Source organism: Peijinzhouia sedimentorum (assembly GCF_049340005.1).
GTDB lineage: Bacteria > Bacteroidota > Bacteroidia > Cytophagales > Cyclobacteriaceae > CAXBDP01.
Window position 1 is genome coordinate 103,682 of record NZ_JBMPIY010000005.1, and the last position, 21,796, is coordinate 125,477.

The window sequence follows — 21,796 nt, forward strand, 5'->3', positions numbered from 1 at the left end:
ACTTACTTGAGGAGTAACTATGTTCTATTAAAACAAATCTCATCATAAATATATTATAAAATTAAATTTTTATTTAAGGCATTATACTGAAAAATAGTTGGTGAAACCTCTCTAGCGGCTTTGACTATCAATAAGTTACGAAGAGTTTACTGAAAGCGGTTTCAGTAAACTTTTTTTGTATATGAAAACTCAAAAAAAAGTAGATGCTGGGCATGCGGAAGTTTAGATGTAATTCGATGGGGAAAGCAAGCAGGGAAGCAGCGTTTTAAATGTAAAAACTGCGGTATTTTTTCTACCCGAAACTCCAAAGAGCAAACCCTTCGAAATCGGTTTGTATGGTTTAGAAAATGGGTACTTGAGCGGCAGACTTTTACCCATCTTTGTCGAGATAGTGGCCTTTCTAAAGACACGCTCCAAAAGGTATTTTACACATATCTTTCTCGTTCTCCTTCGGTCAAAATCATCAAGCGGAAGGAAGTAAATCTAAGAATAGACGCTACCTACTTTAAACGGTTTTGCGTGGTCTGCTATCAAGACAATGAAGATGGTTATACGCAGCTGATACGCTTTTCTAGTGGAGAACATTATGAAGAAATCAAAGAAGATCTAGACAATCTTATTCGCTTAGGAATTCACTTGGAAAGTATTACCACCGATGGGCATAAAAGTATTTTGAAAGCCATAAAAAACGTTCTTCCTGATGTGACTGTACAGCGCTGTTTGGTGCATATTCAGCGTATGTGCTTGATTTGGCTGACAAAATACCCAAAACATATCGCGGGACAAGAACTACGTAAGTTGGTGTTGCTCTTACTCAAAATCAAAACAGCAAACGATCAACTTGCCTGGACAAGAGCTCTTGAACAATGGTATCAACGCCATAAAGACTATCTCAATGAAAAAACGTATCAACCAGAAACAGGGAGATATTGGTTCACACACAGGCTACTAAGAAGATCCTATCAAACGATAAAAAGAGCCTTACCTAATATGTTTCATTACTTGATCAATCCAAAAATACCCTTTACTACAAATGGAATCGAAGGTTACTTTAGCCACTTGAAAAACCATCTAGATGTTCATCGCGGCCTGAGCTTGCAGCACAGGATAGACTTCATTAAATGGTACATATATCTATCCAATAAAAAATGAGTTTTTCTAGCCATGAAGCATACCAAAAAAAAGGAAGGTCTGGCAGAATTTTACCAGACCTCTTTTTTCGTTTATGCACTGACCTTATTGCTGATAAGTTGGTCTCCACCAGAGCTTATTTCCTCTTCAGGTCAGCGGCGGATATCACGGAATATTAAGTTAAAAGTCACCAACTATTTTTCAGTACATTACCTTATTTAACCATTTTGAATAGCTACTAATTAATCAATCAACCGAAAGGTTTTACACTTAAATATTAACTAGTTATTAACTTTAAATTCTGTGTTCAACTACTAACTAGTTGACTAAAATTAATTAATTGTATCTCAAAAGTATAGATAACCTCTTTAACGATTTATGATTACCGAAGGCGAATAAATTATAATTATCTAGCTACCAGGTTGAGAGTCCATCTTTAGGCTTTAACCGTGAATGGTTGCATCAGTTAAAAAGCAGGTCTTACAAATTCTGCCATACCATTGACTGAAACAGTTCTTAACATATCCTAAAATCTCTACTTATTGGCTTTATTTGAGTCCTGCCATTCTCTCCTTAAGCTCCCTATTTTGCATAAGGTGTTCTTCATTTTCACCTTTTCATGGACACTTGGTAATAGATTTCCGCCTCTGCCAAAACCTTCTAATCCCTGCACATAATGTTGAATCTCGTGAACGAATAATCTTCGCAAACCGTTGAGATTTTTCGTTCCTTTAAGGATTTCGCTATTTGATTTACCTTTTGCGAAATCTTGGGATTTGACGGTTTTGATTGTTTCCGTGGATTTGTCGTATGTGGCTTCTGTGGTTCTGTCTTTTTCATTTTGTATTAATTTGAATTTTAAACCTGATATTTGAGGAAAGGAGAGCACAATATTAGTGTTTTGAAAAAAAATTCTCTATAAGTTCTTTCTGCATCATCCTTAAGCCCTTGGCTTATTTGTGAAGTGTCCAGAATTTTTTACTCATGTCAAACTACTTGTAAATAAGTATCTCTCCAAACGTTCTGTAGTCTTTTCGCGGCCTCCTCCGGTGTCACTTTGATATATTTCAAAAAGGCCTGTTCTGTCTTATGACCTGTTATTTGCATGATATCAAATGAAGTCATCAATCCTTGTTTGTATATATTGGTAGCAAATGACCGTCTTGCCGTATGGGTGGTTACTAATTGCCATTTAGGGATTTTACGATTGATTTTCTGTCCTCCCTCTACTTGATCCACTTCGATAATTTGCTGTAGGCTTGGCACCATTGCAGTAACTTCTTTCAAATATTGGTTGGTCTTTTGGTTACTTATTGCTTTTGGTAGTCCCTCATTTCTGGTCATTATTTCCTCTACAATAGGATGGACAGGAATAATGACAGGTTGTGCCGTTTTCAAGGTTTTAATTCTGAAAAAGCCATCCTCAATATGTTTCTCATTTAATCGTGAAAAATCGCTATACCTGAGGCCTGTATAGCACCCTACAATGAATAAATCCCTTATAGGCTCCAATCTCTTGTCGGTGGACAGATCGAGGCTCCAAAGCTCTGCAATTTCCTCCTCATTCAAGTATATTGAGAAACCAGTAATTGAGAAAACCTTAAAAGTGGATTTTTGAAAACTCATGTTTGAATTGTAGCCATTTTCCGTGGCGTATTTCATGAAAGTTTTAACTACCTGTATATATTTTCCAATGGTATTGGGTTTGTAGTTATGTTTATTGAGAAACTGTAGAAATTTCTTGTAGAAATTTTGGTCAATGGTGTCAAAGTCTAGAAAGTATTTTCGGCCAAACTCTTTTAGTCGTGTTTCTGTAGTTCTGTATTTTTTAATTGTTAATTGAGTAAATCTTTCTCCTGTATCTTTCAATCTTTCTCCTGTTTCTGATTCTTTAATAAACCTGGCAAACAGTTCCATGAATTTGGGCTTGGTAGCAGATTCACTATTCGGTTGAGGAGCATCCGGATTAATAGCCTTTATAATTTCCTCTTTGAGCTCTTTCGCGGTTGGAGGCCTCTGCAATTCCTTCTCAATATCAATTAAACATTTTTTAGCTGATTCTTTTATGTAGTCTAAAATCTGATTGAAAATTTTACCCTGAGGAAAGTCCTTTACTAATCGGGCTTGCTGTTCTGCTTTATTCCAAAACCTAGGGTGGATAGATTTTCCAGTAGATATTTTAAGCTGCTTGTTTTGGTGCCATATAACGAGTTGAATCGGACTTTCTTTTTCTGCTTTGGGTTCTCTAAGGTAGAGAGTGAATTTTGCCATGATTATCTTTCTTTTGGTTGGGTACCTAAAGATAATCAAAAAATATCTCGTGGATGGTTTCGTGGATGGTTTTCTTTAATGTCTTTTAATTATTCTGAATCTCATCTTACTATAAAATGTTGTAAACTATTGTAAATAAATGCTTTATAGTAAATTGAAATAAAATGAAATTAAAAGGTTGTAGCCCCCTACGGGCTACCAAAAACCCTCTTTACATACTGTAGAGAGGGTTTTCTTTTTTGGCGGATGTGTTATCAGAAAATACACGCTCCTTTCTCAGTTTTCAGACAGACAGTTTGTTAGGTGAATAGGGTTTCAATGAAGCAACCAAGTGAAATATTTCCTTAGCCTATTTGTTGCTGTCGTAAAAAACAATCATCCAATTATGTGTTATTCAATTAGGAAATAGGAATGGGAAATATTAGTTCAAACTCCCAATTAACCGCTTGAAGTTGGGTTCTTAAATCTATTAAATTATTTATCAGGTCATCAAAAGAAGGCTTGCTTTCTTCGTATATCATATCTTCCTTCATTTTGGCGTAATCAGCTTTCCAATTGGTTATCACATCTTGTGGAGGAATGGGATTCAAAGTTTTGGGATGATGATTATTGTAATCTACTTCACCAACTCTTGAGAACTTGTATCGGTGGGCGACAATTGTTTCGTACAATTTTTTATCATTGACTATTTTTTTAGCTATCCCAGCTTTGGAGAGATAATATACATCGTATAAATGCCTACTCAATCTATCCACTCTTATTTTTTCTTCTGGACGGTGAAATTCTTCATGTAGTAGGAATAACTTTTCTAAAAAAGTGCGTTCAGGATTTACTGTAGGGACTTGAAATAATGGCTCAGCAAAGTCTTTATCTACATACACTTCATCTACCAATGAGCCAAAAGTTTGGATAGAAAATGGTTCTCTTAAAGACCTACAGCTCACTTCTATTTGAACCCGAGGTAATATATATTCGGTAGGTTTGGATATAATATTTGGATAGTATATTTCAATAATTCTCGGATCCTGGTCACTGTCTTTTGCATCAATCACTTTAAATTTAAGCGCATTAAAGCCTTTTTCTTGAAACTCTTTTTGCAATTCTTCAAAGAAAGTCCCTGTGGTATAAATTCCTGCAACCTTTCTTAGCTTGGTAATTTTTGATTTAGAAATATCCCCTTGATAACCTTCAAAAAATTCCTTGTCAATCGCCAAATCTATATCTTCTGAGAAGCGATGTATCAATTTCCATGCTTTACTTAGCGATGTGCCACCTTTGAATACCAAATGTTTGGCTATATCCATCTGAAAAATGATTTCCAAGGTGCGACTTACCCACCAATCTTTCTCTACAGCAAAGGCTGACATGCCGGTTTGTTCAGCTATTTGTACATAGGCATTTCGTTTGGTGCTTTCAGGAATATTTAACCATTTAATCATTATTATTTGTGTTTAAAGCTTTACGCATAATGATTCTAATCCATTCAGGGGCTAATTTGATGTCATGTTCTAAGCGGTAGGGTTCTTCTTTTTTTAGATGCTCCAAGATGATTTTTATCTCATCTTCAGTTGCTTTATCTTTTCCTAATTCCTTTAGTGCTTGTATAACCAAAGTGCTAATTTTACCTATAGTTGCTAAATTCCTCGGAGTGGTCTTCTTAAATACAATCTTCCTTTTTCCCAAATCTATTTTTCTTGCCGAACCATCTGTATAGTACACCACATTTATCGGCACTTGCGTAGAAAGCCCCAAAGCATTTAAGGCTAAACCACCTGTAGGTACTATCCTTGCGTTATCTCTTCTGCGAATGGCTTCGGCAATTTTTTCTGTACTTGGCTTTAATAGTCCTAAAATTGGATCTACCGCCAAGCGGGAATAAATACCCCTTGCAACCCGGTGGAGTTCTTCTCTTTGCACCAAACGTTCTAATGCTTTTGCAACGGCTTTAGCACTTCCTAGATATACAAAGTCATCAACAAAGAATAGCGAACCCTTACTCGCTTTCTTTATTTTTATAAGTATTTTATCATCAATGCTTTGTAACATAATTAGTATTTATTATGTCGCAATAATAGCAAATATTTGCGACACATTATGTTTGTTTGTTGTCACAAATTTTGTAACAACCAGAATTGCCTAATTACCGTCTCCATCACCAATCGGCTTCCGAATTTTAATATTTTTCCAACTGAGACTTCTTACCACCTTTGATTTTCAACGCTTCTGCTCTGAGCAAATTTCTTTTGCAAGACCAATGAATTATCATCGACATAAATGATTCTGTTATATCAATCTTATATCCTCTAGAGGTATTAATTATCACCTCACACGCTCAATTTCCATTTTATCAAAATGAATGAGCAAATATCTCAGATGCTAAATTGGAGTGGTTTGCAAAGGCTAATTCCAGTGGGTATTTTCTTGGTGCCACTCAAATTGAAATTTTATATTTCGGCTTTTGTTGAAAGAGGATCAAGAAAATGGCTGTTCATCACAACTGTAAAATCATGGAAAAAACACCTGTTTATTGATGAATGTTTCGGCTTTCCTTTAAAAGAAAAAAGTAAGTCCAGCTCTAATAAATAGTGGGTCGCCAGGAGTAAATGTAAGTTCTGAAATACCTTCAGCTTCGCCAATAAGTCTTGTTTCTGCATCGAACTGTGCTTCGTTCCAATCTTGATTGAGAATGTTCATAGCATTGAGACTTATTTCATATCTTGGCCTAGTGAAGGAGACTCCTCCATCCAAAAGGAAATATCCTTCGGCAGTTACTGAATTATCTTCATTGGCGGGCCTGTCTCCTACATAACGATAGCGTAAGCTTGCTTTCAATCCATTATTCCATGAGCCGGTAAGTCCTGCAATGCTAGTAAACCTTGGAGCAAGCGGAATATTGTTCTCACCTTCTGCTTCATCAACCAAGCGTCCTTTGGCATAATTCCCATCGAAATCTACAAATAGCCAAGGCAACGCTTGGTATCTAATTGATAGATCCGCGCCATATCGTTGTGTTCTCCCGCCAGATTCCACTACGGCTTCGTCACCTACAAAAATCAACTCGTCTTCCAATCCCAATTGCCAAATTGCAGCATTGATAAATAAGTTTTTTCTAGGTTTCACAAAAACGCCCAAGTCTGTGCTAATTGCTCTTGGTAGCGTATTGCCAGAACCCTCTTCAACCACTACTTGAGCTTGATTGGAGTGAAATCCACTGCCTGATTTGAAATAAATCTGCAAGTTCGAATTTACATTATAGTAAAGATTGAATTTTGGATTTAGGATAGAAGCGCTTGCTGTTTGCTTTTGATATAGGCTATCTAGTTTATCAGCCAATTGGAAGGAAAATGCATCAGCTCGCAAACCAATATTTACATTCCATTTTGGACTTATATCGTAAAACAAGTTTGTGTAAAGTCCTGCATTTGTTTGATCTATATCACTCAGCACTCTTGCATTGAGGAATGTATAGCGAGCCTTTACATTTGATAATTCACGATCGCTGATATCATCATAGCGTATGCTGAGTCCTGTTTCTGTTCTAAGTTTTTTACCATTCACCAGAAAGTCATTTTGGTAGGAGCCATTGTAACCATAAATGTTTCTACTCTCCTTTTGCACTATGGCATCACCATCAATTTCATCGTTCAGAAAATAGGTAAAGTTGGAAAATAACTCAAAATTGTAATTACTAAAAAAGACTTGATTTCTAAAAGTCGATCCATCCTCATTCACTTTTGTCACTATCACATTTGCATTGGTGCGGTCGGTATACCCGCCTTCTGTATCGTCAATAGCACCAAAACGACTGATTAGTCCTTCACGCACTGCTCTTACGGGAATTTGACCGGAAGCATCCCATTCGCTTTTGAAAGTGGAAAATGACATTGAAACTGTTTTATCGTTTCCAATAATGCCATGATATTTCGCCATAAGATTTATACGATTGAAGTTTTGTGGACTATCAAAAGGGCCGTCAGTCATGCTGTAATCAGCAGCGATATATGCATTTTGGTTTTTGCTGGATGAACCCAATAAGTCAAGTAATGCTACTGTTCTAAAGGAGTTGAAACGTCCAGCTTCCATTTTAATGCTACTATTCTCCAGAGCATTCTTGGTTTGAAAATTTGCATAGCCAGCAGTATTGAAATCGCCAACATTGCTCGAGTATGGCCCTTTGTTAAAGTCAACATAATCAATCAATTCTGGAATTACAAAGTGCAAGTCGGCATAGCCTTGTCCGTGAGCATGTGAAACCATATTCACAGGCATACCATCTACCGAAAGTGTAATGTCCGTTCCATGATCTACATCAAATCCTCGAAGAAAAATTTGCTCAGCTTTGCCACCTCCCGCATGTTGAGCTGTAACCAAACCTGGAATCATCCGAAGCACATCTTGCGAGGACTTAACTGGTCGCAAGGCAACATCAATTTTCGAAAGCGTAGTCATTATTTCTTCCTTCGAATTTGGGCTAACAATTACGATTTCTTCTAAGTTGGTACTGCTAGGATCTAGATTTATTTCAAAAAATTTTGTTTCAGTACCATCAATAGCAACATTCAATGTTTGAGAGTTATAAGCGATATAAGATACTTTGATTTGGTATGTACCAGCAGCTAAATTTGAAAACTGAAAATTACCCAATGCGTCCGTAGAAATAATCTGTTGATTGTCATTTAAAATCACCGAAGCTCCAACCAAAACCTCTGAAGATACTGCATCAGAAACTTTTCCTTTTATGATAGAATTTTGGCCAACTGCACTGAATTGAGCAAATGCGAATGTTGTCAGGATTAAAACTATTGCCTTCATTAAAGTTTAATTTGAAATATTGATTCAAATATATGGTACCTGATAAAAGCAGTTTACTTCTTTTAGATAAATGGAAAATCGGGATGTTGTAAGATGTTATTTTGTATGATTAACTTAATCTGATATTTAGCTCTCATACAACTTAGGTGAGGACTTGAATTTTCACTTTCATATTTTATATATTATAACACTTTATCAAAGCAATTGAATTGTGCGCTTTAGATTTTTCTTATTAGAGATTACAGGATAGACTAAATTGAAACTGTTTTAAATCATTTAAATTTGTAATAGGATTCCAAATAAATGAATATGCAATTGAAAAAAATAGTAAAGATATTGTCGATAAGCATTGGTGTGATTTTCATTATTCTGCTAGCTCTTTTCTTTTGGGCGCATGGTCAATTGCATAATCGAAATATTCCGGAATTGGCTGAAGATAGGCGGGAGGAATTCAGTACCGTAATGACATTTTTCCCACACCCAGACGATGAGATTGCCGTGTCGGGCACCTTGCATGAGCTTCGGAAATCAGGTTCGAAACTTATACTAGTTTGTATTACAAAAGGAGAAGCAGGGCCAACTGGCGGTTTGGTGGAACAATCGCAATTGGGCAAATTAAGAGCTCAAGAATTGACAAATGTTGCGGAACTATTACAAGCTTCTAAACTGGAATTATTAGATCTGCCGGATGGCGGATTGATTGATCTGCCATTTGATTCATTAAAGACTTTGGCTAAGAATTTTATCGATTATCATCAGCCGGATTTGGTAATTACTTACGATTCCGAAGTGGGTTTATATGGTCACGATGATCATTTGCTTACCGGGAAAGCAATGGAGGAAGTATATTTGGAGAATAAGGGTAATCCAGGTTTTCCTGTAAAGGAGCTTTGGCAAGTAACACTTAGTCCTAATCAGATTAAAATAGCCTTAAAATTATCAGAAGGTTTCAAAAATAGATATCCTCAGGATGGGGAGGAAGGTTTGCCTTTGCCTAGTTTTTACATTTATACCCAGTCAAATTTTCATCTAGTAAAACAAGGAATGGAACTGCATAAAAGTCAGCGGGAGGTTTTTCAGGACTTAATGCCCTATTACGATCAAGTGCCAGCTTTTATTTATAGCCGTTTGTTTGATCGAGAGTATTTCTATCGGGTGGAATGAGAGCAATAAAAAAGCCACCTCGATTGAGGTGGCTTTTGTTTATGTTTAAGATCGTTGCTTAGTTCAAGAACTCATCAAAAGTGATAGAGAAGTAATACATTGAACCAACTGATGGGTTACCCCAAGCCTGTGTGTAGCTAGGACCGAAAAGGTTAGATCCACCTAATTTGAAGATAGATTTCAAGCTTTTCACTTTATAGCTTACTTGCGCATCTATAGTGCTGATTGAAGGTATTACACTCAATCCAGCAGTGTTAACAGCTGGCGATACGAATGAAGATTGCCATACAAATTCATCCTGCCATCTCCATACGATATTGAATCCAAAGTTTTCGAATACTTCTCTATTAGCAAAAGTAAGGTTCGTTCTGTATTCAGGAGTGTTGAATGAGGTTATAAAGCCTTCTAAATCTTCTTGGTTTGTTAATGCATTGTAAGATATGTTACCGCCAAGTCTGTAGCCTTGAGGCAAAGCGTAATCTAGTCCAAGTGCCCATCCTTCAGATTTAATGTCTTCTTGACGATTCACAGGCATAGAATACACTTGACGAGTATTAGCACTTAACAAGTTCAAACCTAAATCAGATGCTGGGCCTGAACCAGGATTTGCATCTTGAACCAGGATTTGACCACCATTGAAATTCTCGAATGTGCTATTGTAATAATAAGCATCAATCAATAATTTGTTTGCAATCAAACTCTTATAACCAATTTCGTAAGTTTTAACTCTTTCTGGTTTCCACTCAGAGAATTCATAAGGAGTCAAAAGTTCCTGATTTGCCGTAGCGGCAAGAACTGGAACTAATTGCGGTACTAAAGCAGCGATTGCAGCAGGTGCATTTTCAGGAGCGATTTGGCCCGCCTGAACCTGTTGCATTACCAAGGCAGTTGCTTGAGCAACGGCTTGTTGTTGTAAAGCTGGGTTTGCAGCAGAAGCTTGTACAGCACCACCAAATTGAGTTACAGTGTTAAGCGTATAAACTGGGTTTGAGTTGAAGTTGTAGCGTTCTCTGAACAATGGTAAACCACCAATCAAACGAGCCTGCGGAGTCGCAAGGTTTATATACTGATCCTGTGTAGTAGGAATACGGAAACCAGTTTGGTAAGACAATCTGATGTTGTTTGTATTAGCAAATGTATAAACAGCAGATGCTCTTGGAGACCATTGTCCTTCAAAGTTTTCATTCTTGTCATAACGAGCAGAAGCAGATAACTTTAATGCATCACCCAATAATTTTTTGGAGCCTTGAATATATCCACCATACTCATTGATGGTGAATTCACTTCCATCTGTGTCTGTTGCAAATAGAGTTCCTTCTGAATTAAGAGCATATTGACGAACATTTGCACCAACAATGAATTCAGCAAAACCAATTTCATTTTTGAAGTTGTACATACCTTCACCATGGTAAAGGTTTGTCTTATCAACGAATTGAGCACCTACACCTTGAGCATTGCCAGGAATTGGCCTGCCTTTGATCGCATCAGCAGCTTGGTCAAATGCACTTGTGCCTGGCTGCAGTCTGTTTCTGTCAGCAAATGCTCTTGCCGCAGCATGAGCAGCATTAGCATCGCCAGTAGCGCCGAATGCTTGAGCATAGGCTCCAACATATTCAGGGAACCACATCTGACTAGGGTTGTAAGCTTCGTTTATACCTTGACCTAAAATACCTACTGCATAAGCATCGCCAGATCTCTCTTGAGTAGTATAACCTCTCAAATACCAGTTATCACCTCTTAATTCAACTTTGTACTGACCCATGCTGAAGTTTGCAATTGAATATCTGTCAGCACCTGTATAAACAGTAGTACCCATACCATAATTACCTTGAAGTATTGCTTCAACTTTGTTAGTAATTCTATAATGTAAGGCACCGCTTAGCTTTAATGATTCAGTATTGTAATCGGCCAAATCTCTTTCAAGGTATCCGGTTCTTGTTAAAGAAGTACTTGGGATAATTGCTAAAGCTGCTTCAGGTAATGCTCCCGCAGCCACCATACTTTGTGCAACAGAAAACATATTTACTGCATTTTCATCACCATAAATATTTACACCATTGTAGCCTGGATTAGCTCCTCTGTTTCCTGATTGTAAATTATAGCCATTGGCAAAGCTTTGATCGCGGAAATCATTTGCTTGCCAATCATCAGCTGTCAAATAGCCAATGTTTGCTTTGAAAGCAACTTTGTCACTGAATGCCTTAGCATATCGAGCAGCAAAATCATAAAAACCAGTATTTGGAGTTGATCTTCCTTCTTCTGCCATTATACCAGTTTTCATTGAAGCAGATAAGCCTTGATATTGAAAAGGGTTTTTACTATTCATCAGTAGAATACCATTGATTGCATTCGGGCCATAAAGGGCTGAAGAAGCACCCGGAAGTAATTCCGCACTCTCCAAATCTAATTCCGAAATACCCACAATGTTACCAACTGAGAAGTTCAAGCCTGGAGCTTGGTTATCCATACCATCGATCATCTGAACAGTACGAACGTTGCCATTAGCATTGAATCCACGAGTGTTGAATGATTTAAAGGTGAGGGACTGTGTACTCATCTCCACACCTTTTAGGTTTGCTAATGCATCGTAGAAACTTGGAGAAGCAGCTTCGCGAATAGCAATGATGTCCATTTTCTCAATTGAAACAGGTGATTCAAGAATACTTTCTTCAACTCTAGAAGCAGAAACAACTACTTCTTGACCCAAGATGTAGCTTTCTTCCATTTTGATATTCAATCCTGTAACGCTTGTTGTAGTGATCTCTAGCTCCTGCGTACGATAACCAACAATCGAAAATACTAATGTAAGTGGGGGTTCTTGGTTAGCTGTAATCGAGAAATTTCCTTCGATATCGCTTATGGTGCCCGTTACTCTACCCTTTACATAGACGTTTGCACCAACAAGTGCTTCGCCTGATTGAGCATCCGTCACTTTACCCGATATAGTGGTAACTCTTTGCGCCTCTGCATTTTGCCATCCAAAAGCTAGGCACACAAGAAGCATAATGCCAAGCTTTTTAATTAATGAGTTTACGTGTTTCATTTTTTAGGGTGTTTTAATTGGGATTGTGTTTTTTCATTCTCGTTTAACCGAAATCTATATTTTCGCATTAATTTAGATTATTTTTCGAAAAGATAAGACCCTTAGTTTAAATTTTTCAAAAACTATTTATTCCAAATTAATATTTGCTTTCCTTAGGAATTGCCTAATCAATCGAAATTATAGTCGTTAAATTAATTTTCAACTACCTTTTTTCTCCTCTTCCTTTAAATATTGCACCAATCGATCGCATAGCTCATTTGTTTCTGCAGCCATGTATTCATCACCAGTGCTATTCAAAATACTTTGAGCCAAACCTCCTACCGTGTCTATGAAGAATCTTTTCATTTCATCTACAGGCATGTCCTTAGTCCAAAGATCAATTCTTAATGTATTCCGATTCTCATGATCCCATATATTAAGATTGATAGCATTGGTTTCTAAGGGGCCGGGAGTATCCTTATCATCAGCATCCCAAGTGATTTTCGACGGGATATTATCTGCATCCAGCTCGACAAGTAGTTTGATTTCTGATTTTTTCATCTTTTTATAATTTGAGCTTTTGTTGTTTTCTCTTGTTAACCTTCACTTTAATAATTAAAAGCAATTTCTGCCTTTACATAACAAAAGGCTCTGTTTTAGATATAATTATCCGCAAACAAAGCCTTATTTCCTATTCAAGAAGTGAATTATGTTTAATTGATTTCCATTTCAGGAATTTCACCTTCCACAATTAATCTACCAGCTGTAGAAGCAATGATGTGGTCAACACTTACCCCAGGAGCTCTTTCGATTAATTTAAAGCCACCCTCAGGCAATACATCAATTACAGCAAGTTCTGTTACAATTCTCTTCACACAGCGGATTCCTGTGATCGGTAATGTGCACTCTTTTAGCAGCTTGGATTCACCATGCTTGTTTACATGTTGCATTGCTACAATAATGTTGTCAGCTGAAGCTACCAAATCCATAGCACCGCCCATGCCTTTCACCATTTTGCCAGGAATTTTCCAGTTGGCAATATCTCCATTTTCGGCTACTTCCATAGCGCCAAGAATCGTCAAATGCACATGACCACCTCTGATCATGGCAAAACTCTCTGCTGAGCTAAATAATGAGGAGCCGGTCGCCATTGTTACTGTTTGCTTTCCTGCATTTATCAAATCAGCATCAACATTTTCTTCTGTAGGGAAAGGCCCAATACCCAATAGTCCATTTTCAGATTGGAGTACCACTTCCAAATTGTCTGGGAGGTAGTTTGCAACGAGGGTAGGAATGCCAATTCCCAAGTTTACATACATCTTGTTCTTTACTTCCTTGGCTATTCTTTTTGCTATTCCGTGTTTGTCTAGCATAATTTCAAATTTTGTAGTTTTAGATAAGGGAAGGCCTTATGACCTCACCGTTCTTTGCTCAATGCGTTTTTCGTAGTTTTCCCCTTTGAAAATTCGCTGAACATAAATGCCTGGGGTATGGATTTCATTCGGATCCAATTCACCAGCGGGTACCAATTCTTCTACTTCGGCGATGGTGATTTTACCAGCCGCAGCCATCATTGGGTTGAAATTACGTGCGGTGCCTTTGTAGATAAGATTGCCCGCGGTATCGCCTTTCCATGCTTTAACCAATGCAAAATCTGCTTTAAGACAAGATTCTAATAAGTACAGTTTACCATCAAACTCTCGAACTTCTTTGCCTTCGGCGACTTCGGTGCCTACGCCGGCAGGTGTAAAGAAAGCCGGAATTCCTGCTCCTCCCGCTCTTATTCGTTCTGCCAATGTGCCTTGTGGTATCAGGTCAACTTCTAATTCTCCACTAAGCAATTGCCTTTCAAATTCGGCATTTTCACCTACATAGGAAGAAATCATTTTCTTTACCTGGCGTGTTTTTAATAATAAACCAATTCCGAAATCATCTACGCCGGCATTATTAGAGATACATGTAAGGCCTTTTACGCCAGACTTCAATAATGCTTGAATACTATTTTCGGGTATACCACACAAGCCAAAGCCTCCTAGCATCAATACTGCATTTTCGGGGATATCTGCAGTGGCTTCTATGGCGTTTTTTACAACTTTATTTATCATGACGATTTATAATTTCATTGTTGCCTAAAAATATGGCTTAAGAAAGGATTTTACTAATATTTGATCTTGCTCAAGTTGTTCTTTTAGCTGTTCTACATTTTGGAATTTGAGTTCAGCGCGCACTCTTTCAATTAATTCCACTTTGATACTGCTATTGTAAATATCTGTCGAAAAGTCGAAAATATTGCATTCGATGCTGCGTTTAGCATCGCCAATTGTTGGTCGGTTGCCTATGTTGAGCATTCCTTGAAAGATGCCTTCAGCCAACGATACTTTTACAGCATAAACTCCATCTGCCGGCACAAGTTTAAATTTTTCGGCTATATCAATATTGGCTGTAGGGAAGCCTATTGTCCGGCCAATCCGATTGCCTTCTACTACTTTGCCGTTAAGAGAATAATGCTGACCTAGATAGCTATTTGCTGTTTTCACATCACCGGTTTCTAAGGCCTTTCTGATTTTCGTAGAGCTTACAGCTATATTGTCAATTTCTTGTTTGGAGATTTCCTCGACTTTGAAACCGTATTCTTTTTCATTTGCCTTCAAATGCTCAAAACTACCTTCTCTATTTTTACCAAATCTATGATCGTAGCCAATTACCAGCCTTTTTGTACCGATTTTCTCCAAAAGCACTTGTCGCGTAAATTGCTCACTTGTAAGGTTCGAAAATTCCTTGGTGAAAGGAATTGCCACCAAATGATCTATACCCAATTTTAGTAATATTTCTGCTTTTTCTTCAAAAGTGCTGAGCAGTTTCAGGCTATCATCATTCGGAAATAAAACTAGACGTGGATGTGGCCAAAAGGTAACAACAACCGTTTCGCCTTCAATTTTCGAAGCAATCTCTTTCAACCTTTGAAGGATTTCCTGATGCCCAATATGCACCCCATCGAAAGTGCCAATGGTGACCACCGCATTTCGAATAGGTTGTATGGAGTCCAGGCCTTTGTGAATTTTCATGCTTTCTTTAACTCCTCTATTTTTTGAATTAAATCATCCAATTGCCAAGCATCTTCTAATTTGAAATCTCCAATTCGGGTGCGACAAAGGCCGGATAAATATGCGCCAACGCCCAATTCTTTTCCAAAGTCATTTGCTAAGCTTCGAATATAAGTTCCTTTGGAGCAAACTACACGGAAATGAACTTGTGGTAAATCAATTTTAGTGATTTCGAATTCGGATATCGTTACCTGGCGAGATTTCATAGTTACTTCCTGCCCAGCGCGCGCCATTTCATAAGCGCGTTTGCCATCTATTTTCACTGCTGAATGGGCGGGAGGATATTGGGTGATTTCGCCTATAAAAGGTTTTGTTGCGGCCAGAATTTCATCCTCCTTCAAATGATCAATGGGCTGATGATCCACCGCTTCTGTTTCGGCATCGTATGAAGCAGTGATTTTCCCTAATTCAAATGTGCCTGTGTATTCTTTTTCTTGTGCTTGATATGTATCTATCTCTTTAGTTTTTTTGCCTGTACAAATAATCAAAAGGCCAGTAGCTAATGGATCGAGAGTGCCCGCATGACCTACTTTTTTGATGCCAACTTTATTGCGCACCTTTTTCACCACGTCAAAGGAAGTCCACGTATAAGGCTTGTTAATTAGCAATATAGCGCCTTCCACAAAATTGAATGATGAATTGGTCATAGAGATGAGATAATGGCAATAAGGCCGACAATTACACAATAGATGGCAAAGTAGCCAAGCTTGCCTTTTTTAACAATGCGAAGCATGATAGAGCAGGCGAATAATCCTGATATAAATGCAGCAATAAAGCCAACTAGCAATGGTATAAATGCACTGGAGGCTTCAGATCCACCTTCGTTTTTAAGAATATCTAAAAGGTTGGCGCCAAGGATGGGTACCAATACCATCAAGAATGAGAATCGAGTCGCTTCTTCTTTATTTACGCCCACCATCAATGCAGTGGCAATAGTGGCCCCTGAACGAGAAATACCTGGAATTACCGCAATAGACTGTGCAATACCGATAATAAATGCTTTCAGAAAAGTGATGCCGCCCAACTTTGGTTTGGCTAATTGACTCGCACCTAGCAAGACAGCAGTTACCAACAACATAAAACCAACAATCATAATATTACCAAAGAAAATTTCCTCCAATTGATCTTTGAAAAAGAGTCCGATGATCAGAACGGGGATCATGGAAACTGCCAATTGGAGAATATAAATAGTGGAGGGATTGAGCTGGAATTTGAAGGCCTCCTTAAGAAGGGACCAAATATCTTTTCGGAAAACGACTATAGTGCTTAATACTGTAGCACCATGCACTACTACGGTAAAGCTCAAATCTTCTTGAACTTCTACGCCCAATACGGCTTTGCCTAATTCGATATGTCCACTACTGCTTACCGGAAGAAATTCAGTCAAGCCTTGCAAAATGCCAAGGATGAATGCTTCAAATACACTCATTTTTCTTCTTTGGCCTTATAGAGGATTGCATACAATTGAAACAGAAAGCCTACCATCACGACAATAGGGCCTAATGTAAGGCCAATAAAGCCAAAGCCGTGAGGTTCAGTATCCAAGTTCATTATGATGAATCCTGATATTAGAATGGCTAAGCCAATCAACATCAAGTGATAGTTTTTTCTTTTGAATCCGAGGTTTCCTGTCTTCTTCATTGTTTCAATTTATTTTCCCAAACGCTTAATTGCTTATTTCGCTTGGGTATTTAAGATCAATATAATTCGTCTAATGACATCTTTAAATACTTGCGTACAGCATATAAAGTGCTGAACAAAGCTATAAATATTCCCACTAGCAATAAAGCACCAAACAGAATTAAGGTTTTTTCTTGGTCTTGTACCAGCTCAAGCTCAGGCAAAGCACGAAGCGCATAAGTTAGCAATGCAGCAAGTAATCCCCCCGCTAGTAACCCTGAAATCAATCCATACAACGATGCTCTGGTGATAAAAGGCCGAATAATAAATCCTTGAGTGGCACCCACTAATTGCATACTTCTAATCAAAAATCTTTGAGAAAATAAAGCTAGTCGGATGGTGTTATTAATAAGTGTGCTTATGGTGAATAATAGGAGTAAGGCGCCTACAGCAAGCGCTATGGCTATTTTTGTGCGGTTTTTATTAATGACCTGAGCCATGCTTTCAATGTAAGTAACTTCATACACTTCGGGCATTGCTTCAAGCTCTTCCTTGATTGTATTCAACTGACTACTATCCTGACTTTCGATTGCTATCTTAAAGGTGATTGCATCGCGAAGTGGATTATCGCCTAGAAATGTTAGAAAATCCTCACCCGTTTGTGCGATCAAATCTTCTGCAGCATCTTCCTTTGAAATGAAGTTCATCAAAGCAGAATCTCCTTTGTGGAGTACATAATCTTTCTCACTTATCTGGGACTGAAGCCTGTTTGCTTGATTTTCTGTAACATTGCTATTTAGGTAAACCTGCATTTCGAGGTTTTCCTGTATATACTCTACCAATTTGTTGGTATTAATCAGTAGCATGCCGAATAAACCAAGCAGAAACAAAGCTAAAGTGGTACTGAAAATCACACTTAAGTATGGATAACTGCCTACTTTGGTTCGCTTATATTTCTTTTGGGCTTTCAATGTTTTTTGCCTTGCTTTATTTTGATCTGTATTATTTTGTCTTCTACAATGGCAAATATAGAAGAACCATTGGTAGCATTGATATTTGCCGTGCCTGTAAATGCGCCAAAAGCCGGTAAAATTCCAAAATTGGTATTGAAATAGAAGCAAGCTAAGGTCATGCCTTGCCTCCCGCTTCCTTTTATGTAAATAGATGGATGTATATGACCAGCTAAATTAAACAGTCCTTCCGGAATGTCTTTTTGTAGTATTGGCGAGTGACTCAATAGAAACGGTTCAAGTACCAAATCCTTGTTTATGTGCTTGAAATTCTCAGCTTCGTATTCTTTTGCGCCCAATATATCATGGTTTCCCATTACCAATATAAACTGTGTGCTTTTGAAATTCTTAATCCAATTTTTAAAACTAAGCCACTCCAAATTCAATTTACTGTGAAATAGATCGCCCAATAAATAAACCTTTTCAACTGCATACTTTTCAATTAAGCTAGCTAGTTTTTTTAAATCTGTATCATGGATGGTGGAAGGAATAGGAATCCCTGCTTTGCGAAAATGCCCCGCTTTGCCCAAATGTAAATCGGCAAGTAACAAGCAATTTTTTTCTGGCCAATAAACTGCCTTTTCTGGAAGCAGCCAAACGGTAGTGCCAGCAATATCAATTGTAAGACTTTTGTTTACAGTCAATTTTGTCATTCGAATTTACAATCAGAATTATTTATACTAAATTGCATTGGTTTTTAAGGTCAGTGGGTTTCATTTTGTTTACAGCAATTTACATTTTTAACCCAATCCTATGAACCAACTTGCTTCGTCCGAAATGGTGATAGCTACGGCTATCCTTCTCACTTTATATGCTGCGCTTATTTTGTTTTTCGTCGTGCGTGGCGCATTAAAGATCAAAAGTATTTCTGATTATGCAGTAGGAAACATCGCTTTTTCTCCTGTTGCAGTGGGCTTGTCATTGGCTGCTTCGATGACGAGTGCCGCCACATTTATTATCAATCCCGGTTTTGTGGCATTATACGGAATCAGTGGCTTTTTGTCTATGGGCATTGTGCTCCCGCTTGCTGCTTTATTCTCACTTTATTTCCTAACAAAAGGTTTCCGTAAGCATGGTCAAACGGTAAAAGCACATACAATGGCGCAATGGATGGGATCGATGTTCAAAAGCCAAACGTATAGTGTGTTTTTTGGTTTCTTGTCGCTTCTGTTAATCACCTTTATCATCCTGATTGTAGTCGGACTTACGAAAGTGATCTCCAGTTCTTTGAATGTAGAGGAACTATATGTAATGATCGGCTTGGTGGTTTTTATTTTTGGCTATATGATGTTTGGTGGTGCCAACTCGATGGTATATACGAATGCGCTACAAGCCGGACTTATGCTCATTGTTGCGGTTGCATTACTCGGTTCTGGTTATGAGCATTTTGCGGGAGGGATAAAAGGTTTTCTTGGCAAACTTACCGCCATCGACCCGGCATTGGCCAAACCTACCAATCCGGATAGTTTTTTATTCAGAGATTACTTCGAGATTATATTTTGCCAAATAGTAGTTGGTATTGCGATCGTTTGTCAGCCACATATTATTACAAAGTCGCTGCTATTGAAAAATGACAGTGATGTGAAAAAGTATCTTTGGGTTGGGCTTTCTGCTGAGTTATTATTCTTCTTTGTGGTTTTCGCAGGCTTATACGCTCGTATCACTTTTCCAGATTTGACCATCAATGGCTCAGCCATGAATGTTGATAGTATTATGTCGGCTTTCGTGGTAAGTGAATTCCCGGTTTATGTGAGTATTATTTTGGTGTTAGGATTGATTTCGGCTGGCTTGTCCACGCTGGAAGGACTTATTCAATCACTTTCGACAACCATCACTTCGGATATTCTGAAGCCGCTATTAGGTGCCAAACTAATAGAAGGCAACCCAAGCGCCAAACTCAATAGAGAAGTTATAATCAATCGTTTTGTGATTGTTGGGCTAGCCATTGTAACAGGTTTTTTATGTTATGATCAATTGATCAATCCTAATTTAAGTGTAGGTATTTTCGCTCAAAATGGAGTATATGCCTACTTCTCAGCAGCTTTTGTTCCTGTGCTTGTGGGTACTTTTATGCGTAATGCCGTTCCTTTAATCGTGCCTGTGGCTTCTTCAATCACAGCAGTTATTGTGCATTTTTCGATTTATTACGGAGGACTCACTTCATACATGCAAGGGCCAGTTCGTAATCCGGGTATTGCTGCAGCTATTGCCATTCTTGCATCAGTTGTGGTCGGCCTCATTTTCTACTTTATTACTAAAAAGAGAAACTAAATTCATTGCGATTATTAAAACCCGTTTTATATGAAAACTTTAATAGCCTTAATATTCCTTCTACTTCAATCAATTTTTTCTTGTGCTCAAGTAGAGCCTGCGGAGTCAGATCCATTTCAAGAGATTCAATACTTTGCGGAGGTAGAAAAAGTAAGTCTTTCTGATAATATCGAAATTGCTTTTACCGATACGGGTGAAGGGGACAAAACATTGATCTTTATTCATGGGCTTGGTGGTTATCTGAAGCACTGGCAATACAATGTGCCTGACTTATCCAAAGAATTTCGTTGCATTGCAGTGGATTTGGCTGGCTACGGCAAATCCTCCAAAGGAGATTACTCAGGCTCCATGATTTTTCATGCTGAGGTGTTAGCTGAGTTTATTGAGAAATTGGATCTGCAAAATGTATGGCTAGTTGGTCACAGCATGGGTGGGCAAATTAGCATGACTTTGGCTCTTGAAAACCCATCTCTGATTGAAGGATTAGTATTGGCTGCACCTGCCGGGATCGAAACTTTTACTGAAGTGCAAAAGGGTCTTTTTAGAAATACGGTAACTCAAACTACCATAATGAGCACTTCTGATGAGCAGATAAGAGCCAATCTTAAAATAAACTTTTTGGAGGAACACCCTTTTATTAATGAAATGGCAAATGACAGGATTGCAATCAAAGAGTCACCCTTATTCGCATCGCATGCAAAAACTGTGGCTGGAGGTGTAGCCGGTATGGTAAATGAACCTGTTTTTGATCGCTTGGGCGACTTGATTCAACCATGTTTGGTTATATTTTCTAGCGATGACGCCCTTATCCCAAATCGGTTTATGAACCCAAATTCCTCAGCTCAAATATTAGCGAATACAGCAAAGGAACTTATCCCAAATGCGGAGATAAAAGTGATTTCCGGTGCAGGTCATTTACTGCAAGTAGAAAAAGCATCGGAGTTCAATTCTATTTTGAGAAATTTCATTATTTCCAGATAGCATCCGTTCTGAGTATAAATATTCAAAGCTATCAAATTTGATTTTTTCTAATAATAAGAATCTTTATATTTTAAGTAATTTCTAGTTGAGATATTGTAAAATTACCAAAATATAGCTTTAAGTAATGTTTTTCATTCCTATTGATCAGAAATTACAGTAAATCTTCAATATAAATATTCTAATATTTGCTCTTTTTTCTTATTTATAAACTGTCTAAAGAGTATATAAATATTTTAATATGGCCATTTTTACCATTTAAAGATATCTCTTGTAACTCGCTGATTTTCAATTGTTAACAAAGTTGTTTTTCTTCAAGTTGCAGAGTTAAAATATCTAAAAATTGTATTTTGGCAGAATTTTATCTTTAAAAATCATTTTTCATCAAAATTATATTTTGCAATTCAATTTTA

Annotated in this window: 19 protein-coding genes; 4 read left to right on the forward strand and 15 right to left on the reverse strand. The window is 37.7% G+C overall.

Annotation, left to right across the window (positions count from 1 at the left end; translation table 11 throughout):
- Nucleotides 1-231: 231 nt before the first annotated feature.
- Nucleotides 232-1,152: an IS256 family transposase, variant Zn-binding type gene (locus tag ACOXY8_RS09250; RefSeq protein WP_458331391.1), complete on the forward strand. Its 921-nt coding sequence runs from the start codon at nucleotides 232-234 to the stop codon at nucleotides 1,150-1,152.
- A gap of 514 nt (nucleotides 1,153-1,666) precedes the next feature.
- On the opposite strand, the gene ACOXY8_RS09255 is transcribed toward ACOXY8_RS09250, so the two are convergent.
- From ACOXY8_RS09255 to ACOXY8_RS09275, 5 genes are all read right to left on the reverse strand, one after another.
- Nucleotides 1,667-2,020: a hypothetical protein gene (locus ACOXY8_RS09255; RefSeq protein WP_458331294.1), complete on the reverse strand. Its 354-nt coding sequence runs from the start codon at nucleotides 2,018-2,020 to the stop codon at nucleotides 1,667-1,669.
- 98 nt (nucleotides 2,021-2,118) lie between these two features.
- Entirely contained in the window at nucleotides 2,119-3,402 is a 1,284-nt protein-coding gene (locus ACOXY8_RS09260) for a phage integrase SAM-like domain-containing protein (RefSeq protein WP_458331295.1), read from the reverse strand.
- Nucleotides 3,403-3,800: 398 nt separating this feature from the next.
- Complete coding sequence (locus ACOXY8_RS09265; protein WP_458331296.1) at nucleotides 3,801-4,841, reverse strand: nucleotidyl transferase AbiEii/AbiGii toxin family protein; 1,041 nt, start codon at nucleotides 4,839-4,841, stop codon at nucleotides 3,801-3,803.
- Nucleotides 4,834-5,448, reverse strand: a complete 615-nt coding sequence (locus ACOXY8_RS09270; RefSeq protein WP_458331297.1) for a DUF6088 family protein — start codon at nucleotides 5,446-5,448, stop codon at nucleotides 4,834-4,836. Before ACOXY8_RS09270 ends, ACOXY8_RS09265 begins: the two co-directional genes overlap by 8 nt.
- Before the next feature lie 504 nt (nucleotides 5,449-5,952).
- Nucleotides 5,953-8,214 carry a TonB-dependent receptor gene (locus ACOXY8_RS09275; RefSeq protein WP_458331298.1) on the reverse strand — a complete coding sequence of 754 codons (2,262 nt, stop codon included), beginning with the start codon at nucleotides 8,212-8,214 and terminating at the stop codon, nucleotides 5,953-5,955.
- A 309-nt stretch (nucleotides 8,215-8,523) separates the two neighbouring features.
- Between ACOXY8_RS09275 and ACOXY8_RS09280 the strand changes: the two genes are divergently transcribed.
- Nucleotides 8,524-9,378 (forward strand): PIG-L family deacetylase, encoded by an 855-nt coding sequence (locus ACOXY8_RS09280; RefSeq protein WP_458331299.1) that lies wholly within the window; start codon nucleotides 8,524-8,526, stop codon nucleotides 9,376-9,378.
- Nucleotides 9,379-9,436: 58 nt separating this feature from the next.
- Here ACOXY8_RS09280 and ACOXY8_RS09285 read toward each other — a convergent pair whose 3' ends face one another.
- The 10 genes from ACOXY8_RS09285 to pdeM all read right to left on the reverse strand — a co-directional run bounded on the left by ACOXY8_RS09285 (nucleotide 9,437) and on the right by pdeM (nucleotide 18,787).
- A complete protein-coding gene (locus tag ACOXY8_RS09285) occupies nucleotides 9,437-12,421 on the reverse strand; it encodes a TonB-dependent receptor (protein WP_458331300.1) in 2,985 nt (994 codons plus the stop codon).
- A 198-nt stretch (nucleotides 12,422-12,619) separates the two neighbouring features.
- Nucleotides 12,620-12,961: a gliding motility protein GldC gene (gene gldC, locus ACOXY8_RS09290; protein WP_458331301.1), complete on the reverse strand. Its 342-nt coding sequence runs from the start codon at nucleotides 12,959-12,961 to the stop codon at nucleotides 12,620-12,622.
- 152 nt (nucleotides 12,962-13,113) lie between these two features.
- The gene (locus ACOXY8_RS09295) at nucleotides 13,114-13,773 is read right to left on the reverse strand and encodes a 3-oxoacid CoA-transferase subunit B (RefSeq protein WP_458331302.1); all 660 of its coding nucleotides are present in this window, start codon (nucleotides 13,771-13,773) and stop codon (nucleotides 13,114-13,116) included.
- A gap of 36 nt (nucleotides 13,774-13,809) precedes the next feature.
- Complete coding sequence (locus ACOXY8_RS09300) at nucleotides 13,810-14,505, reverse strand: CoA transferase subunit A (RefSeq protein ID WP_458331303.1); 696 nt, start codon at nucleotides 14,503-14,505, stop codon at nucleotides 13,810-13,812.
- Between the two features lie 24 nt (nucleotides 14,506-14,529).
- Nucleotides 14,530-15,465 carry a bifunctional riboflavin kinase/FAD synthetase gene (locus ACOXY8_RS09305; RefSeq protein WP_458331304.1) on the reverse strand — a complete coding sequence of 312 codons (936 nt, stop codon included), beginning with the start codon at nucleotides 15,463-15,465 and terminating at the stop codon, nucleotides 14,530-14,532.
- Nucleotides 15,462-16,151 (reverse strand): tRNA pseudouridine(55) synthase TruB, encoded by a 690-nt coding sequence (truB, locus tag ACOXY8_RS09310; protein WP_458331305.1) that lies wholly within the window; start codon nucleotides 16,149-16,151, stop codon nucleotides 15,462-15,464. The genes ACOXY8_RS09305 and truB overlap by 4 nt, the downstream gene beginning before the upstream one ends.
- Nucleotides 16,148-16,933 carry an undecaprenyl-diphosphate phosphatase gene (locus ACOXY8_RS09315; RefSeq protein WP_458331306.1) on the reverse strand — a complete coding sequence of 262 codons (786 nt, stop codon included), beginning with the start codon at nucleotides 16,931-16,933 and terminating at the stop codon, nucleotides 16,148-16,150. The genes truB and ACOXY8_RS09315 overlap by 4 nt, the downstream gene beginning before the upstream one ends.
- Entirely contained in the window at nucleotides 16,930-17,145 is a 216-nt protein-coding gene (locus tag ACOXY8_RS09320) for a DUF3098 domain-containing protein (RefSeq protein ID WP_458331307.1), read from the reverse strand. The genes ACOXY8_RS09315 and ACOXY8_RS09320 overlap by 4 nt, the downstream gene beginning before the upstream one ends.
- Before the next feature lie 56 nt (nucleotides 17,146-17,201).
- Nucleotides 17,202-18,095: a cell division protein FtsX gene (locus ACOXY8_RS09325; RefSeq protein WP_458331308.1), complete on the reverse strand. Its 894-nt coding sequence runs from the start codon at nucleotides 18,093-18,095 to the stop codon at nucleotides 17,202-17,204.
- On the reverse strand, nucleotides 18,092-18,787 hold the full coding sequence (pdeM, locus tag ACOXY8_RS09330) for a ligase-associated DNA damage response endonuclease PdeM (RefSeq protein WP_458331309.1): 696 nt from the start codon (nucleotides 18,785-18,787) through the stop codon (nucleotides 18,092-18,094). Before pdeM ends, ACOXY8_RS09325 begins: the two co-directional genes overlap by 4 nt.
- Before the next feature lie 100 nt (nucleotides 18,788-18,887).
- Between pdeM and ACOXY8_RS09335 the strand changes: the two genes are divergently transcribed.
- Nucleotides 18,888-20,405, forward strand: a complete 1,518-nt coding sequence (locus ACOXY8_RS09335; protein ID WP_458331310.1) for a sodium:solute symporter family transporter — start codon at nucleotides 18,888-18,890, stop codon at nucleotides 20,403-20,405.
- Nucleotides 20,406-20,435: 30 nt separating this feature from the next.
- The gene (locus ACOXY8_RS09340; protein ID WP_458331311.1) at nucleotides 20,436-21,386 is read left to right on the forward strand and encodes an alpha/beta fold hydrolase; all 951 of its coding nucleotides are present in this window, start codon (nucleotides 20,436-20,438) and stop codon (nucleotides 21,384-21,386) included.
- Nucleotides 21,387-21,796: the final 410 nt, after the last annotated feature.

Excerpts from the sequence above, each read along its gene's own strand:
- truB (WP_458331305.1), bottom strand. The coding sequence starts at position 16,151 with ATGACCAATTCATCATTCAATTTTGTGGAAGGCGCTATATTGCTAATT.
- ACOXY8_RS09305 (WP_458331304.1), bottom strand. The coding sequence starts at position 15,465 with ATGAAAATTCACAAAGGCCTGGACTCCATACAACCTATTCGAAATGCG.
- gldC (WP_458331301.1), bottom strand. The coding sequence starts at position 12,961 with ATGAAAAAATCAGAAATCAAACTACTTGTCGAGCTGGATGCAGATAAT.
- ACOXY8_RS09270 (WP_458331297.1), bottom strand. The coding sequence starts at position 5,448 with ATGTTACAAAGCATTGATGATAAAATACTTATAAAAATAAAGAAAGCG.
- ACOXY8_RS09285 (WP_458331300.1), bottom strand. The coding sequence starts at position 12,421 with ATGAAACACGTAAACTCATTAATTAAAAAGCTTGGCATTATGCTTCTT.
- ACOXY8_RS09300 (WP_458331303.1), bottom strand. The coding sequence starts at position 14,505 with ATGATAAATAAAGTTGTAAAAAACGCCATAGAAGCCACTGCAGATATC.
- ACOXY8_RS09320 (WP_458331307.1), bottom strand. The coding sequence starts at position 17,145 with ATGAAGAAGACAGGAAACCTCGGATTCAAAAGAAAAAACTATCACTTG.
- ACOXY8_RS09340 (WP_458331311.1), top strand. The coding sequence starts at position 20,436 with ATGAAAACTTTAATAGCCTTAATATTCCTTCTACTTCAATCAATTTTT.
- ACOXY8_RS09265 (WP_458331296.1), bottom strand. The coding sequence starts at position 4,841 with ATGATTAAATGGTTAAATATTCCTGAAAGCACCAAACGAAATGCCTAT.
- ACOXY8_RS09295 (WP_458331302.1), bottom strand. The coding sequence starts at position 13,773 with ATGCTAGACAAACACGGAATAGCAAAAAGAATAGCCAAGGAAGTAAAG.
- pdeM (WP_458331309.1), bottom strand. The coding sequence starts at position 18,787 with ATGACAAAATTGACTGTAAACAAAAGTCTTACAATTGATATTGCTGGC.
- ACOXY8_RS09275 (WP_458331298.1), bottom strand. The coding sequence starts at position 8,214 with ATGAAGGCAATAGTTTTAATCCTGACAACATTCGCATTTGCTCAATTC.
- ACOXY8_RS09260 (WP_458331295.1), bottom strand. The coding sequence starts at position 3,402 with ATGGCAAAATTCACTCTCTACCTTAGAGAACCCAAAGCAGAAAAAGAA.
- ACOXY8_RS09315 (WP_458331306.1), bottom strand. The coding sequence starts at position 16,933 with ATGAGTGTATTTGAAGCATTCATCCTTGGCATTTTGCAAGGCTTGACT.
- ACOXY8_RS09280 (WP_458331299.1), top strand. The coding sequence starts at position 8,524 with ATGCAATTGAAAAAAATAGTAAAGATATTGTCGATAAGCATTGGTGTG.
- ACOXY8_RS09335 (WP_458331310.1), top strand. The coding sequence starts at position 18,888 with ATGAACCAACTTGCTTCGTCCGAAATGGTGATAGCTACGGCTATCCTT.